The 14,679-nt window shown below is 64.3% G+C and carries 13 protein-coding genes; 4 read left to right on the top strand and 9 right to left on the bottom strand.

The features are described 5' to 3' along the window. Positions 1-104 precede the first annotated feature (104 nt). The gene (locus GGQ88_RS05485) at positions 105-725 is read left to right on the top strand and encodes a cell wall hydrolase (protein WP_183612126.1); all 621 of its coding nucleotides are present in this window, start codon (positions 105-107) and stop codon (positions 723-725) included. A 77-nt stretch (positions 726-802) separates the two neighbouring features. Here the strand turns inward: GGQ88_RS05485 and purH are convergent, their stop codons facing one another. Genes purH through rpe form a run of 3 tightly spaced genes read right to left on the bottom strand, consistent with a single transcriptional unit; the run spans position 803 to position 4,964 of the window. Then, entirely contained in the window at positions 803-2,392 is a 1,590-nt protein-coding gene (gene purH, locus GGQ88_RS05480) for a bifunctional phosphoribosylaminoimidazolecarboxamide formyltransferase/IMP cyclohydrolase (RefSeq protein WP_183612125.1), read from the bottom strand. A gap of 12 nt (positions 2,393-2,404) precedes the next feature. Continuing rightward, positions 2,405-4,282, bottom strand: coding sequence for a heparinase II/III family protein (locus GGQ88_RS05475; protein WP_183612124.1), 1,878 nt, complete (start codon positions 4,280-4,282; stop codon positions 2,405-2,407). 22 nt (positions 4,283-4,304) lie between these two features. Next, the gene (gene rpe / locus GGQ88_RS05470; RefSeq protein ID WP_183612458.1) at positions 4,305-4,964 is read right to left on the bottom strand and encodes a ribulose-phosphate 3-epimerase; all 660 of its coding nucleotides are present in this window, start codon (positions 4,962-4,964) and stop codon (positions 4,305-4,307) included. 320 nt (positions 4,965-5,284) lie between these two features. Here rpe and GGQ88_RS05465 point away from each other — a divergent pair, with 320 nt between their 5' ends. Continuing rightward, positions 5,285-5,779: a DUF2141 domain-containing protein gene (locus GGQ88_RS05465; protein WP_183612123.1), complete on the top strand. Its 495-nt coding sequence runs from the start codon at positions 5,285-5,287 to the stop codon at positions 5,777-5,779. Between the two features lie 30 nt (positions 5,780-5,809). Here GGQ88_RS05465 and GGQ88_RS05460 read toward each other — a convergent pair whose 3' ends face one another. The 3 genes from GGQ88_RS05460 to GGQ88_RS05450 all read right to left on the bottom strand — a co-directional run bounded on the left by GGQ88_RS05460 (position 5,810) and on the right by GGQ88_RS05450 (position 9,015). Next, positions 5,810-6,559: a phosphocholine cytidylyltransferase family protein gene (locus GGQ88_RS05460; RefSeq protein WP_183612122.1), complete on the bottom strand. Its 750-nt coding sequence runs from the start codon at positions 6,557-6,559 to the stop codon at positions 5,810-5,812. A 93-nt stretch (positions 6,560-6,652) separates the two neighbouring features. Next, on the bottom strand, positions 6,653-7,753 hold the full coding sequence (locus GGQ88_RS05455) for an inositol-3-phosphate synthase (RefSeq protein WP_183612121.1): 1,101 nt from the start codon (positions 7,751-7,753) through the stop codon (positions 6,653-6,655). 95 nt (positions 7,754-7,848) lie between these two features. Further along, a complete protein-coding gene (locus GGQ88_RS05450; RefSeq protein ID WP_183612120.1) occupies positions 7,849-9,015 on the bottom strand; it encodes a CDP-alcohol phosphatidyltransferase family protein in 1,167 nt (388 codons plus the stop codon). Between the two features lie 126 nt (positions 9,016-9,141). Here GGQ88_RS05450 and GGQ88_RS05445 point away from each other — a divergent pair, with 126 nt between their 5' ends. Then, on the top strand, positions 9,142-10,110 hold the full coding sequence (locus GGQ88_RS05445; RefSeq protein WP_183612119.1) for a CDP-alcohol phosphatidyltransferase family protein: 969 nt from the start codon (positions 9,142-9,144) through the stop codon (positions 10,108-10,110). Here the strand turns inward: GGQ88_RS05445 and GGQ88_RS05440 are convergent. Together GGQ88_RS05440 and GGQ88_RS05435 are read right to left on the bottom strand one after the other, a co-directional pair. Beyond that, positions 10,103-11,605, bottom strand: a complete 1,503-nt coding sequence (locus GGQ88_RS05440) for a lipopolysaccharide biosynthesis protein (RefSeq protein ID WP_183612118.1) — start codon at positions 11,603-11,605, stop codon at positions 10,103-10,105. The two genes, GGQ88_RS05445 and GGQ88_RS05440, sit on opposite strands and share 8 nt — an antisense overlap. Positions 11,606-11,658: 53 nt before the next feature. After that, positions 11,659-12,936 carry an MFS transporter gene (locus tag GGQ88_RS05435; protein WP_183612457.1) on the bottom strand — a complete coding sequence of 426 codons (1,278 nt, stop codon included), beginning with the start codon at positions 12,934-12,936 and terminating at the stop codon, positions 11,659-11,661. 164 nt (positions 12,937-13,100) lie between these two features. Between GGQ88_RS05435 and GGQ88_RS05430 the strand changes: the two genes are divergently transcribed. Continuing rightward, on the top strand, positions 13,101-13,727 hold the full coding sequence (locus GGQ88_RS05430; protein ID WP_183612117.1) for a class I SAM-dependent methyltransferase: 627 nt from the start codon (positions 13,101-13,103) through the stop codon (positions 13,725-13,727). 63 nt (positions 13,728-13,790) lie between these two features. On the opposite strand, the gene GGQ88_RS05425 is transcribed toward GGQ88_RS05430, so the two are convergent. Beyond that, complete coding sequence (locus GGQ88_RS05425) at positions 13,791-14,612, bottom strand: glycerophosphoryl diester phosphodiesterase membrane domain-containing protein (protein ID WP_183612116.1); 822 nt, start codon at positions 14,610-14,612, stop codon at positions 13,791-13,793. Positions 14,613-14,679: the final 67 nt, after the last annotated feature.

The raw sequence follows: 14,679 nt of genomic DNA, 5'->3' as shown, positions 1-14,679 counted from the left end.
CAACCGACATGGCCCTTCGGCAAGTTGCCCCCATGCGATGTTTCGCGTGGCAGGGCTTTTTGTCGCGCCATGACCGGAAGCTCACCGCACGTTGATGAATTTGAATGAGCAAGAAGTTCCGTTACGCCGCAAGCTTTAGTATTGCTGCGACTTTTATCACAACCTTGCTCAGCACCGGCGGTTCCCACGCCAGCGCCCAAGGTTATAACGCTCCTGTCGCCGCAGCGACTGCGTTTATCTCCCAGCCCGTCGTTCAAGCCGTTGCCACTGCGCAGGCTGATGACATGGTCGGAACCTCGGAAGCGCCAAGCGTTTCCTCGCTCGCCACCCTGGTTGAGCAGACCGACACCCCCTCCGCCCTTTCCGACGAACTGGAATGCCTGGCCGGAGCCATCTTCTTCGAAGCGAAGAGCGAATCGCTGGCAGGACAGCTTGCTGTTGGCCGCGTCGTGATCGCGCGCTCGCAGTCTGGCCGATTCCCCGCTTCCTATTGCGGCGTGGTTTACCAGCCCTCGCAGTTCTCGTTCATCCGTGGCCGTTCGATGCCCGCAATCAACCGCGCAAGCCACGCCTGGCAGAATGCGGTACGTATTGCCGTCATCGCCGATCAGGGCTCGTGGAAAAGCCCGGTCGAAGGCGCCATGTTCTTTCACGCCACGCACGTTTCGCCCCGCTGGGGCAAAGTGCGCATGGCCAAAGTCGACGGGCACATCTTCTACCGTTGATCGCCGCGATCAAGTGACATGAAAAAGGCCGGTCCCCTCTGCGGGAACCGGCCTTTTTCACGTTGGCACAGCCGCGCTCAGTGGCGGAAGTGGCGCATTCCGGTGAACACCATGGCGAGGCCCGCTTCATCGGCGGCCTTGATCACGTCGTTGTCGCGCATCGACCCACCGGGCTGGATTACGCAAGTAGCACCCGCCTCGACTGCCGCCATCAACCCGTCGGCAAACGGGAAGAACGCGTCGGATGCGACTGCCGATTCCGTCGTGCGTGGCTCGGCCCAGCCAAAGGTCTCGGCGGCTTCCTTGGCCTTGGCCGCAGCAATGCGCGAGGAATCGCGACGGTTCATCTGGCCCGCGCCGATGCCGGCAGTGATGCCGTCCTTGGCATAGACGATCGCGTTCGATTTGACGTGCTTGGCCACGGTCCAGGCAAACAGCGCATCGGCCAGTTCCTGCTCGGTCGGTGCGCGCTTGGTCACGACCTTGAGGTCATCGCGCGTAACTTTGCCACTGTCGCGGTCCTGCACGAGCAACCCGCCCGCAATCGGCACGGTGACCAGTCCCTTGCGATCGGCATCGGGCAGGCTGTCGACGAGAAGCAGGCGCAGGTTCTTCTTGCGCTCAAACGCGGCCTTGGCGGCATCGTCGGCTCCGGGTGCCACGACCACTTCGGTGAAGATCTCGCAGATCGCGTTGGCCGTGGGGCCATCGAGCGGCACGTTGGTGGCCACGATCCCGCCGAAAGCCGAGACCGAATCACACTCGAGCGCCGCCTTCCAGGCATCGAGCAATGTGTCCGCGCTCGCCACACCGCAGGGGTTGGCATGTTTGACGATGACGACGGTCGGCTTGGCGCCGGCAAATTCACCGATCAGTTCCAGTGCGGCGTTGGCGTCGTTGTAATTGTTGTAGGACAGCTCCTTGCCCTGAACCTGTGTTGCCTGAGGCAGACCCGTCACGGCGGGATTGCGCGCGACATAGAGCGCTGCATCCTGATGCGGATTCTCGCCATAGCGCAGCGTGGTCACGCGGGTGAACGCGCTGGCCAGCACAGGCGGGAAATGCTCGCCCTGATCGACGCTCGCGAACCACTGCGAGATCGCGGCGTCGTAGGCCGCAGTCGCGGCATAGGCCTTGGCGGCCATCTTGCGGCGGAATTCCAGCGTGGTCGCGCCGTCCGTCTCGTTCAGCTCGGTAAGGAACGCGGCATAGTCGGCAGCGTCGGTCAGGATCGTCACGTAGCCGTGATTCTTGGCGGCAGAGCGCACCATCGATGGCCCGCCGATGTCGATATTCTCGATCACCTCGTCCCGCTCGGCACCCTTGGCCACGGTCGCTTCGAACGGGTACAGGTTGACCACGACGAGGTCGATCGCGCCAATATCGTGCTCGGCCATTGCGGCGGCGTGTTCGGGATTGTCGCGCACCGCCAGCAGTCCGCCGTGGATCGTGGGGTGCAGCGTCTTGACCCGGCCATCCATCATTTCGGGGAAGCCGGTGTGCTCCGACACATCCTTGACGCTCAGGCCCGCATCGCGCAGCGCCCTGGCGGTGCCGCCAGTCGAAAGCAGTTCGACACCGCGCGCGCTCAAGGCCTTGCCCAACTCGACAAGCCCGGACTTGTCAGACACTGAAAGCAGCGCCCGCTTGATGGTAACCGTCGTCACGTGAAGGGTTTCCTATCTCATCTTCTTGAGCAGCCAGGAGAAGCTCTCTCCGCTGCGGGGAACCTTGCTTGCGATGACCAGCTGGCGCGTTGCAAACGGGCGCCCCTGTCCATCGGCCCAGAGGCTTTCCTCGATCGATATCGCATCGCGACCCGATCGGAATTGCCATAGGCTGCCGTCGGGCAGGGCGAGCGTTGCGCCTTTGCCGTCCGAACTGGCGGCCAGCTCGATATGCGGCCCGAGGTGGAAACGCAAGGCAACGCCGATCGTGCCGCGCTTGCCTTTGCGCCCTGCCGGGACCAGCAGATCCTCGCCACGAAGCTCGCTGCCATCGTCGCGCAGGATCAGGATGCGGCGATGAGTCAGGCCATAGCGTCCGACATAGCCGTTGTGACTCGCCTCGATCCGCGTCGCGCCGCCACCTGAATTGTTCGGGCCGGCCGCGTCGGCCGCCAGCGTGCGCCGATCGACTTCGACCTCGGACACGCCCGAACCCAGCCGCCCGTTGATCAGGACCGCGGTCGAATTGAAATCGTCGATCGTCAGCGTCGAATGCGCCGCTGTCGCGCGGAGCCCCTGTTCGAGCCGGAGCGGGATCAATCCGCCCGCAAATGCCGCGCCGCCGCAATTCACGATCAGCCGGTCGTGCCCGTGGCTGAATTCGAAAGCCAGCGTCGAAGCACAGCCATCACGCGCATGCCGCGCCACAGGCGGTGGCCCCGCGTCGAACTGCAGCACCGCCTTGCCCGCAGTCGCGCGCTGGTATCCCCACTGCCGTGCATCGCGCAATGGCCGCGTGCGTACGCTGGTCGCCTTGACCAGCGCCTCGATCCTGCGGTCGTCGATTGCGCCAGCGCCCTGCCAGTTGCCCAGGCCTCCGTCGCCGTGCAGCAGCGACAGCAGAGGTGGCACCAGCAGGCCCAACATCGTGCCGATCTGCGGCAGCGGCTCGGCACGCACCGCTTCGTAGCAGGCGCGCAGCGACACCAGCAGTTCGATCGCTTCGATCTGGCACAGCGGACTGCGCGAGAGTACGCCGCCGTCGTCGCTGACCAGCTCGCCCAGCGCACGCACCAGCCCGGCCTCGCCGAACAGTCGCCGCGCCTTGCCATCGGCCATGATCAGACCGGTCGCGACCAGCGCACACCATCCGGCGACCTCGGACAGGCGGTTGTCTGCCTTGCCGACGTGGCGGTCGAGCCAGCGCGCGGTATCGTCGATCGCGTGGAGGGCGGTGTTGCGGAAATTGCGGTCCTGCCCGGACAGGAGCAGCGGCGCGTGCACCATCCAGTTGAGCAGGCGGTGCCCGACGTTGCCGATATCCCAAGCCGGCGTGCCATCGGGCTTGGTGTTCGCAGCGAGCCAGGTGCCGAGAATGCGCTCGGCAACTTGCGTGCACTGCGGACGCTGACCCCCGGATTCAAGGTCGCGCAGCCAGCGGAAGCCATGAACGAGGCGCTCGAACGAAGGCGGCAGGCGCGGTCCGGAAAACGCGGTGTCCGCTATCGGCGACTTGAAGCCATGGACCAGAAAATGCCCGGCGCGCAGCGCCTTCCCTGCGGCCGCATCGCCCGGCAAGGGATTGGTGACCGTTGCCGTCAGCCGCGTCCTGGCGCGCTTGCGAAACGGATGGATGGCGCTGGGCGGAAGACCCAACCGATAGGCAAATCGCACCAGCCTGTCGCCCGCACCCAGCGAAGGCGGGGCAAAATCGGCCAGGGCCAAGGCCCGACCCGGTTCGATCATGCCGGGATCGACGCCGCCCTGAGGCTCGCTGAGCGGGGAAAATCGGCTGTCGTCGGGTTCGGCCAGCGGTTCCTCCTGCGTCGTGTTGAGGGGAATGGCGGGCCGGCTTTGTCCGACGCCTGCCACCGGGCGGCTTCCGGTCATCGTCGAGCCGCCCTCGCGCATATCAGCCTAGGCCCTTCAAGGCAGCAATGTTAGCTGCATATTGGCTCGGCCCACCTCGGAAAGTGGCGGTTCCGGCGACCAGCACGTCGGCACCGGCATCGACGCAGGAGCGGATCGTCGTCAGATCCACTCCGCCATCGACTTCGAGGTGAATGTCGCGCCCCGACTTGTCGATCGCCTTGCGGATTGCCTCGATCTTGCGCAACTGGCTGGCGATGAAGCTCTGCCCGCCGAACCCGGGATTGACGCTCATCACCAGCACCAGATCGACATCGTCGATCAAATAGTCGAGCATCTTGGCAGGCGTTCCGGGATTGAGCGAAACGCCCGCTTTCTTGCCCAGCGCCTTGATCGCCTGCACCGTGCGGTGGATGTGCGGTCCGGCCTCGGGATGCACGGTGATGATATCGGCCCCGGCGTCGGCAAAGGCCTGCAGGTAGCCATCGACCGGAGAGATCATCAGATGGACGTCGAACGGCTTTGCCGTATGCGGGCGCAGCGCCTTGACCACCATTGGCCCGATCGTGATATTCGGCACGAAATGCCCGTCCATCACGTCGACGTGGATCCAGTCGGCTCCCGCAGCGTCGATCGCGCGGACTTCCTCGCCCAGTTTGGCAAAATCTGCGGACAGGATCGACGGGGAAATCAACGGGGTCATCTGGTGGTAGTCCTGCAGCGGGCGGCGGTGCGTAGCGCCTGGTGCTTGCAGCAGGCCACCCAAGCCAAAGCGGTTAACGCTCGCGAATCAGGCGGGCAAGCGTTGTCCACCGGCTTATCCACACGCAATGTCCCGTAGAGCTCCCTGTTTCCGGCGATTCGCGCGCCAGCTACTGCGATGAACGGTCGGTCGCCGCAAAGTTCAGCGGTTATTCACGGCGCGAATCCTACTTAACGGATACGAAAACTGCCGGTATGCCGCCGGCAGGGGATGGCGATGTGTAAGGCATCGCTTTGAAAGCTGATCTGGGGCTATAATCTATGACCAAGCCGAGACGTTTGCACGCCACGGCCATCGCTGCCGCTGCCACTGTTGCCGCCTTGACCGGCGGCGCCACCGCTGCGCGCGCAGCCGGGCCGAACTGCCAAGGCCCGGCTAGCGATACGTATGTCAACGTGACGATCGATGGCGTGCGCAATGGCAAAGGGCTGATGGCGGTAACGCTTTATGCCGACGAGCCGCGCAAGTTCCTCGTCAAGCATGGTTCCATGTACGTCGGCCGCGTCGATGCGACGGCGGGCGAAACGAAGATGTGCCTCTACGTGCCCAAGCCCGGCGTCTATGCGCTGGCGGTCTATCATGACGAGGATTCGAGCCGGAACATCAAGCGCAGCGGCGTGCTCGGCCTGCCCGAAGAAGGTTTCGGCTTTTCCAACAACCCGCCGACGATCGCTAGCATTCCCTCGTTCCGCTCGGTGCGCCTGAATGTCGCGAAGACGGGCCTGTCGACCCGCATCCACCTCAAATATCCGTGATCTGCGCGGGGTGCCACAAGGCTCCCCGTGTCATCCTTCGCGCACCGTCGCGAAAGTCAGCGCAAGATGCCATGGCGCGAGTTCCTCGGCCAGATTGTGCGCGCGTGGATCATCTACGTCCATCCACCATGCATCCTCGATGTCCATCGTGCCCGCACGACCGGCATCGGCCAGACGCTGCATCCCGTCTGACAGGCTGCCCGACTTGCCCTGCGCAATCGCATCGCGGATCGCAATCGCCAGCTCTGGCGTCGCCAGAAACGCACCGCAATCGACCGCGTCATAGCTCGTGATGTGCTTGCCGATCGCGGTGATCCGGCCTTCTGCGTCCATCTTGACCCAGGTCGCGTCGTCGGGATCGACCAGCGGGCTGTCGACCCGGCGGTCGATCGCCAGCGTCACACCGCGATCGGCGCGATCCTCGCCCAGCAGACGCTCGAGGATATCGGCCTCGAACATGTGATCGGCCATCATCAGCAGGTAGTTGCCTTCGCACCGCGTGGCTCCCGCCATGACCGAATAGCCGTTGGGCGTCGACCAGTCCGACAGGCGCACGGGCACGATCTCGATCCCTACGCGCAACGACAGGTCGGCAAGGAAGGCCTCGACCAGATCGGCCTTGTGCCCGGTCACTACGACCACGCGGGTTACGCCGGCATGCATTGCCTGACGCACGCCAATCTCGATCAGCGGTACGCCGGCCACCGGGGTCAGCGGCTTGGACGGCGAAAGGTCGGCAAGGCGGCTGCCGTAACCGGCGGCAATGATCAGGGCGTCCATCGACAGGTCTCTGTATTCGCGAGTGTTCAAAACATGAAAAGGCCGACCAGACGTTACGCCCGGTCGGCCTTTTTTCAATGCAGGAGCAGTGACTTATTCAGCGGCCAGCTTTTCGACCGAGGCATATTCCTCGACCATCTGGGCTGCGACATCGTCGTTGAACTGCTGCGGCGGGTGCTTGCAGAAGTAGGCCGACGGACCGATCAGGGCACCGCCCTCACCACGCTCGAGCGCAACCTTGCAGCAACGGATCGCATCCATCACGCAAGCTGCCGAGTTCGGGCTGTCTTCGACTGACAGGCGCAGTTCCAGGTTCATCGGAACGTTGCCCCACTGCTGGCCTTCCATGCGGATGAAGCACAGCTTGTTATCCTTCTGCCATGGCACGTAGTCCGAAGGCCCGACGTGGATGTTCTCGTCGGCGAGGCGCGTGGCAAGCATTGCCTGCACGGCTTCGGTCTTCGATTCCTTCTTGCTGCCCAGGCGCTGGCGGTCGAGCATGTTCATGAAGTCGGTGTTGCCGCCGGTGTTGAGCTGGTACGTGCGCTCGACATTGACGCCGCGCGCCGCAAACAGGCTCGACAGGACGCGGTGAACGATGGTGGCACCGACCTGCGCCTTGATATCGTCACCCACGATCGGGATGCGCTTGTCGCGGAACTTGGCTTCCCATTCGGGGGTCGATGCGATGAACACCGGCATGCAGTTCACGACCGCAACGCCAGCTTCAAGCGCGCAGTTCATGTAGAACTCGGTTGCCAGCTGCGAACCGACCGGCAGGAAGTTCAGGAGAACTTCAGCGCCGCTGTCCTTGAGCGCCTGAACGATCGAGGCCTGCGTGGCTTCGGCTTCGTCCGAGACGATGAAGCCCTTTTCGCCGACCGTGGTCATGTGTCCGGCAACGCCGTCCGAAACGTAGCCCATGATGACCTTGGAACCGGTCATCGGCACGTTCTGCTGGAACACCGTGGTGTTGTTCGGCGCAGCGAAAATTGCTTCGGCAATGTCCTTGCCGACCTTGCGCGCATCGACGTCGACGCCGAGCACGAAGTCCACGTCTCCAGCGCCGTATCCGCCGATCCGGTCATGGATGAGGCCCTGCGACGAATTGTTGTTGCGGTAGTAGGCAACCCCCTGCACCAGCGAGCTAGCGCAGTTACCTACGCCGATCACGGCGACCTTGATTGGCTTCATGAATTCTGATCCCTTCACACAGGCGCCCTCGGGCGGCTGTAACGATTAAGCCTCATTTCCAAAACACGCGCCAAAAGCAAGAAGAATCCCCGCCGTCAAGCTTGCTTCGGCGCAAGAGCGAGGATGACTGCAACCAGCCACCCTGCCGCCGCGATTGCGAAAAGCGCAAGGACTTGTGCTGCAAGTCCCACCGCAATCAACAGTGCGAAGACCAGTGCAAAGAAATCGCGGCTGGTCATGAATGTCAGCCATTGCATGATCTGCGATGGTTTTTTGTCCATCGGGCCAGCCATTCCGGCAGGTCCGCCGGTCGCACCCTTGGCCCGGTAGTGCTCCTTGACAAGATCGAAGCTGAACGGGGCCTTACTGCGCGCGGCAACGCGTCCGATCATGAACAGGCCAACTGCTAGCAAGCCAAGCCCGATATAGCCCAGCGCGGCGGCCCCCATGCGGCCTTGAAACTGGAGGTTGAGCGCTACGCCAAGCATGAACGCCAGGTTTGTCACTGCGTCGATGAGGCTATCCATCCGCGCGCCTTCGGGCGAGGTGCGCCATGTCGCGCGCGAAACCTCGCCGTCGACGCCATCGAAGACCGACGCGGCCTGAAACAGCAGTGCGCCTGCAATCAGGCCGATTTCACCGCCGAACAGCAGGCAGGCGAACATGGCAATGGCGATCAGTGCGGTGCCCACCGTCGCGTGGATCGGACGAAATCCGGGAACGCGCAGCGCAACGGCCGAGATCGCCTGCGAAATCGGCCGGTTGATATGGCGCGAGACGATCCCGTCGGTCGGTTTGGCGGTGGATTGCAGGATCTTGCGACTTGCAGCCTTCAGCCGCTCTGCGGCTCCGTTGGCGCCAGCCACTGCTCGCGCGAGAGCGTCGTCAAGGCCCGATCCGATCGCGATCTCGATCCCGTCGATTGCTTCGTTACCGCCCGCGACGGCTGCCGCTATAGCGCCCGCAGGTGGAAGTGCATCGCCGCGGATTACCGCGAAGCGGGCTAGCGGATCGGGAACTGTGAGCGTGAAAGATACCGGCATCGCCTCACCCAAGCGGGCGGTTTCGGCACGGGTATTTGCGTTCGGCTGCCACCCCGCACCACCGCTGACCTGACACGCGGCGAGCCCGGCGAGCCGAGCTTCGCGGACTACGCGGGCCGCGGCCGGGATACCGGCGACGAGCCGGTCGGCATCACGTCCGGAGGAAAATACGATGAGTCCCGAAGTGGAAATGTTCGATCTACCCTGGTTACCGTGCACGCAACCCCCGTCCGCGCTCGCTATTCGGTGCAAACAAATGCGCCGACCCTGTTTACCCGGGCGGCGGATTTATATAGCCGTGCCGGTCAGTCGCCAAGCCATGACGACGCAAGGGAGTGCACAAAAATGACGAGGCCCGCTGACGCCCGGGACGCAAAGCGCCCCAAGCGCCCGCGCGAGATGCAGGATTCGTTGAATTTTTACCTGTATCACCCCCTTGCATGGCGGCTGGCCAAACTGCTTTCACGCACGCCGCTGACCCCGAACATGGTCTCGGTATTCGGCGGGTTGCTCGTGGTTATGGCCGGTGTCGTCTATTTCAACATGGATTCGACCGGCGGCCCGTGGCCTCTGGGCTGGCCGTGGGGCGCGCTGCTCGGCATGGCGCTGCACATGAGCTGGCATGTCGTCGATGGGGCCGACGGCGATCTGGCGCGGCTTACCGGAAAGACCAGTCCGATCGGTGAGATGGTCGATGGCGTCTGCGACTACGTCAGCCATATCATCGTCTATGTGCTGCTCGCTTTCGTCCTGACCCGCCAGGTCGGGGCAGGACAGGCGTGGGCCTGGACGCTGGCCGCAGGCGTTTCGCATATCGTCCAGTCCAACCACGTCGAGGTTCAGCGACGCTTCTACCAGTATTGGACCTACGGCGTGCCGTGGCTGAACAATTCACGCGAAAGCGGTTCGGGCATATTGGGTTCGCACGGCATCTTCGCGCGCCTGCTTGAACCGATCGCGCAAGGGTACCTCCATCTGGCGGCCGGTATGACGCCGCACGCCCGCCGGATCGACGCTGCCGTCGGCGATGCGATGGCGCGCCACGACACGCAGCGCCTCGATGCAATCCGCTCCGAGGTTGCGCGCGAGCAAAAACCGCTGTTGGCATTTCTGAAATTGCTCGGCCCCAATCCCCGCGCGATCGTGCTGGGCCTGGCAATGCTGGCAGGTAGCCCGGTGTGGTACTTCTTTTATCAGGCTGTCGTGCTCAACGCACTGCTGCTGATCTCGGTGCGGCTGCATAACAACGCGGCTTCGGCCACGGCTGCGCGGATCGACGGCGCGGGGGCGGGTCCCGCACCGCTACTCAGCTGATCCGGTAGCGGTCCAAGGACAGCACACCCGGTCGCACTTTGCGCCAGGCCACGATCAGCGCCACATAGATTGCCAGTGCGATCAGCGGCGGCGTCGCCGTCATGACTCCGTTCGAGGCGCCCTGCAGCACGCTCATCCGCGCGATCCATCCTAGATACGCGCCCATGACGACCGAAAGTCCAGCGGCCAGCACAGGAACTGCCGCGTGCAGCGGATGGCGTCGCACGCCCAGCCCCGCCAGCCAATAGCGCCGCAGCAGCGCCGCCACGACCGCCGCCAGTAGCATAGCCATCGATGCCCCCAGAATGCCGTAGTGCGGAGTCAGCAGGGGAATCGTCACCGCGGCAATCGCGATCAGGATCAGGTTCACGGTCAGCGCCAGGGCGGGACGGCGATAATAGAGGATCAATTCCGACACGCCGAAAGCGCCATTGATCGTCTCGGCCAGGATCATCGCCAGCAGCGCCGAATAGCCGGTTGCGTAATGCGCGCCAAACAGGTCGAGTAGAGCATCGCCCGCTGCCGCCATCAGCAGCACCAGCCCCAGCTGGATCGTCAGCACCACGCGCGTCGCCGCTGCGGTCGCTTGCCCTGTCGTGAAGTCGCCATCGGCCTTGAGCGTCCGTGCGGTCAGTGGGGTCAGGATGCCGTCGAAGGCCTGACGCACCTGCAGGATCGGGGTGCGCAACTGACGCAGCACGCCATAGACGCCGACCGCAGCATCGCCGAGCAGGAAGCCGACCAGATAGAGATCGATCCGCTGCGCCAGATTGGTCAGGAAGTCGCTCCCGCTTGCCGGAACCAGCGACCGCGCGCGCTTTGCCAGACGCTGCAGGTCGAGCCGCCAGCGGCGCAATTGCAATGGCCCGAGGCAATGCCGCGCGCTCCACAACGAGAATCCCGCCAGCGCGATCGAGCCCGCCCAGTAGCCTAGCAGCATGCCCGTCCCGTTCATGCCGAAGTACCATGCTGCCAGCGCCACGCCGGTCAGCACGTAAGGCTCCACCAGCCCGCGCGCGATCACCTCGTAACGCATCCGGTGCGTCCAGCGCGTCGCTGCCAGCGCGATGTCGCCGGTGATCTGGCCCAGCACGGCAGGAGCCATCAGCAGGAACGCCAGCCGCAACTGGTCCGATGCCAGCGATGCGGGCAACAGCTGCGTTGCTGCCATCAGCACCAGCGAAACCACCAGACCGGCCATCGCCGCCAGCACCAGTGCGTCGATCACGACATGCATCGCGGGGCGTGGCGCATCGCCGTGCGCCTCTTCCTCGAGCCACGGGAAGATCATCCGCTTCAGGCCCAGACTGGCCACAGGGACCGCCAGTTCGACCATGGCGCTGGCCATGGTGAACACGCCGTAGTTTACTGCGCCGTAAAGCCGCGCGCCGACATAGAGGAACGAGGCCTTAGCCGCGAACCGGATGATGAAGCTGAAAGCATTTGAGCCGACGCCGCGCGCAATGACATTCTGGGAAGTGCTCGGCGCAGGCATCAAGCGTCGCTTGCCGGGGAATTGGCGGCTTGGCAAGTCTCCGTCAGTCAGGCTCAGGCGCGATCCTTGTCCATAGCGAAAACGCACAGCGCCACCACGGTCAGCGCCAATGCCTCCATCGTACCCCACGCCAGCCATTCGGAATGGTTGTAGAACCACACGCCGATCGCGGGTGCGGCAATATACGGCGCGCCGTTGATCGACGCCACGATCCCGGCGGACTGTCCTTGCTCGCGTGGCGATACCGCAAGGCTTGCGCCCGCAATGAAGCCTGGCCGGAACATGCCGAAACCCAGCGAGGATATCGCAAAGCCGACCGCGATCGCGTGAAGGCTGGTCCCGAGCGCCACCGGCAGTACGCCCAAGGCGGCCAGCCCCATTCCCCATAGCGTCGATGTGCGTGGTCCCATCCCGAGCATCGGGATAAGCCCCCACTGGGCCAGCAGCGTCGCAAATGCGCCGGCCATCAGCACCAGACCCACCGGCCCCGCGCCCGCATCGGGATCGGCCCTCAGCCCGAGCCGGTCAAGCAGCAGGAAGCCGATCACACCCAACATCATCGCCTGCGCATGGCCGCCGACCAGGCCCGCCAACAGCCACGGACGCAACCGCGTGTCGCTCCAGCGCAGGCGATCTGCGCCCTCGTGCTGCCGCACCGCGCCGTGCGGTTCGTCGGGCGAATCATCGTCTGCCCAGTGCGCGTCCGACGTTGCACCGAATGGAGCGGTCACGATCTCCCCGCGCGCGGCAAAGCCCGGGTCGTCGTCCGGCAGCCTCGTGCGCAACAGGACCAGCACGATGATGCCCAGCAGCGCAAAGATCGCGAACGGCCCGACCAGCCCCAGTCCCGGCACGATCATCAGCGGCGCGAGTGCCGGGCCGAGTACGGTTCCGAGGCCGAAGCTCGAGGCGACCAGCGACAGTGCCTTGGTGCGATCCGCGCGACCGGTGCGGCTGGCGACATAGGCTTGCACCGCAGGCGGTGCGGCCGAGCCGAATCCGCCGTAGAACGAGCGGGCGAGCGCAAACAGGATCATAGTCAGGCTGGCGCTGAACCACCCGTCCAGCCCAAAGTGGAGAATCGCGCCGCACAGCGAAAACGACGCGATGAAGCCGACCACGCCCAGCGCCATCATGGCCTTGCGCCCGCGCCGATCCGACCGCCGCGCCCAGAACGGGGCCATGAACACCCACAGCAGCGCCGACCACGAGTAGGCAAGGCTCACCCAGACGTCCGCAATTCCCAACCGCGTGCCGACCGACGGCATGACCGATTGCATGGCGGTATTGCCAGCCGCCGTCACCAGCATGACCGCAAACAGCAGCGCCATGCGCTCTTTGGGCAGGCGTACATGTCCCGGATTCGTTGTCATCGCCGCTGCAGTGTCTCCGGATCGAACGTTCATTCTCGGTAGGTATGGTGCAGCACGCTTGCAATGCCGGGTCAAATTTGCGACCGCGATGTCAGCTTGACCGGCAGAGGACAATTTCCTGCATGAATTCGACCCAGGCGGCGCGTGAGCCTCTAATCCATCGGGCAAAACGCAAGGCAGAACGCATGCTCGGCCCAGCCGGTATTTTCTTCAAGGGCTTCCTCAAGAACCCCGCGATGGTCGGCGCGATTGTGCCGTCCTCGGGGCGGACGATCGAGCGCGTCCTGTCGAAGGTGAATTGGGAAGACTGCCGCCTGTTCGTCGAATACGGCCCCGGCGTCGGCACCTTCTGCCGCCCGGTGCTCGAAAAGCTGCGGCGCGACGGTCACCTGATCGTGATTGATACGAATCCCGATTTCATCGAATATCTGTCGAAAACCATCGGTGACAGCCGCTTCACCGCCATCCACGGCTCGGCTGCCGACGTCGAGGAAATCGTGCGCGCACATGGTTTCGATCATGCCGACTATGTGCTCTCGGGACTGCCGTTCACGACCCTGCCCGAAGGCGTCGGCCCTGCGATCATGGGTGCGACGCACCGCGTGCTGCGCCCCGGCGGCGCATTCCTGGTCTACCAGTACACCGCCCGCGCGCGCGAAATGATGGGCCAGTTCTTCCGCCACATCGACAAGGGCTTCGAACCCGTCAACGTCCCGCCTTGCGTGATCTCGTGGGGCTGGAAGGAATAGCTTCGTCCTTCCCCCTCCGGCCTGCGGGAGGGGCCGGGGGAGGGCCTGCTATCTTGCAGCCGCCTACTCGAAAATCCCCACAACTTCACCCTTCGGCGGACCGGCGAGCTGCGTATAGACCGCCGCCAGAATCGCGATGAAATAGACCAGCGCGCCCGATGTGATCGCGCTCGATACGGCAGCCGTCAGCACGTGCTGGACACTGCCGCCGGTCATCAGCACCAGCACCACGCCGACCAGCATCATCGTGAGGCCATAGATCACTGCGAACAGCAGGCCTGCCAGCACGAAGAAGCCCAGCAACCGTCCCGAATTGCCGCGCGTCAGGGTCCACGACCGACGCAGCGCGGCAACCGGGTTCCGCTCGGCCTCGATCGCCAGCACCGGCGCAACCAGCGCGAGACGCAGGCTGCACCACACCATGCCGACGAACACCGCCAGAATCACGATCGCCGCGATCGCCTGTACCTGCGACAAGGTGGCAAGGCTGACCAGCAGCAGGAACGTGGTGCCCAAAGCGACGCCGACCATAATCTGCGCCAGAACATACGGCCCGAGCGCTGCGAAACCGCGACGGATTGCTTGGCCGACGGTCGGGCGCTCCGGGTCGGTCATCACGATCAGCGTGGCGATGGTCCCGGCCATCTGCAGCAGCGTCACGACGATCAGCAAGGGCAGCGACGACGTCCAAGCTTCGGCCATGATTTCCATCATCTCGCGCGGCGGCGTGCCGGGGGCCATCTGCGGCTCGGGCACGAACACCGAAAACGCGAGCCCCGGCAACAGGAAGAACACCCCCGCGATCGCCATCAGCACCTCGCGGTTGTTCGATACGAGGCGCGTCGCGGTTTTCCAGGCGAGGCTGCTGTCCAGTCGTGGCATCATGCGCGCTTCCTAGCAGCGGGTACCGCCCCGTGTCGAACCCCCGATTTGCTTTTTGACCCCTTGCCAG

Origin of the sequence: Novosphingobium hassiacum (genome assembly GCF_014196055.1) — a bacterium.
Classification (GTDB): domain Bacteria; phylum Pseudomonadota; class Alphaproteobacteria; order Sphingomonadales; family Sphingomonadaceae; genus Novosphingobium; species Novosphingobium hassiacum.
The sequence above is the reverse complement of the archived record's forward strand: the minus strand, read 5'-3'. Positions and strand labels throughout refer to the sequence as shown.

Bases quoted from the DNA above. Each gene is read 5' to 3' on its own strand.
- GGQ88_RS05485 (WP_183612126.1), top strand. From the start codon at position 105: ATGAGCAAGAAGTTCCGTTACGCCGCAAGCTTTAGTATTGCTGCGACT.
- GGQ88_RS05475 (WP_183612124.1), bottom strand. From the start codon at position 4,282: ATGACCGGAAGCCGCCCGGTGGCAGGCGTCGGACAAAGCCGGCCCGCC.
- rpe (WP_183612458.1), bottom strand. From the start codon at position 4,964: ATGACCCCGTTGATTTCCCCGTCGATCCTGTCCGCAGATTTTGCCAAA.
- GGQ88_RS05465 (WP_183612123.1), top strand. From the start codon at position 5,285: ATGACCAAGCCGAGACGTTTGCACGCCACGGCCATCGCTGCCGCTGCC.
- GGQ88_RS05460 (WP_183612122.1), bottom strand. From the start codon at position 6,559: ATGGACGCCCTGATCATTGCCGCCGGTTACGGCAGCCGCCTTGCCGAC.
- GGQ88_RS05455 (WP_183612121.1), bottom strand. From the start codon at position 7,753: ATGAAGCCAATCAAGGTCGCCGTGATCGGCGTAGGTAACTGCGCTAGC.
- GGQ88_RS05445 (WP_183612119.1), top strand. From the start codon at position 9,142: ATGACGAGGCCCGCTGACGCCCGGGACGCAAAGCGCCCCAAGCGCCCG.
- GGQ88_RS05440 (WP_183612118.1), bottom strand. From the start codon at position 11,605: ATGCCTGCGCCGAGCACTTCCCAGAATGTCATTGCGCGCGGCGTCGGC.
- GGQ88_RS05435 (WP_183612457.1), bottom strand. From the start codon at position 12,936: ATGGCGCTGCTGTTTGCGGTCATGCTGGTGACGGCGGCTGGCAATACC.
- GGQ88_RS05430 (WP_183612117.1), top strand. From the start codon at position 13,101: ATGAATTCGACCCAGGCGGCGCGTGAGCCTCTAATCCATCGGGCAAAA.
- GGQ88_RS05425 (WP_183612116.1), bottom strand. From the start codon at position 14,612: ATGATGCCACGACTGGACAGCAGCCTCGCCTGGAAAACCGCGACGCGC.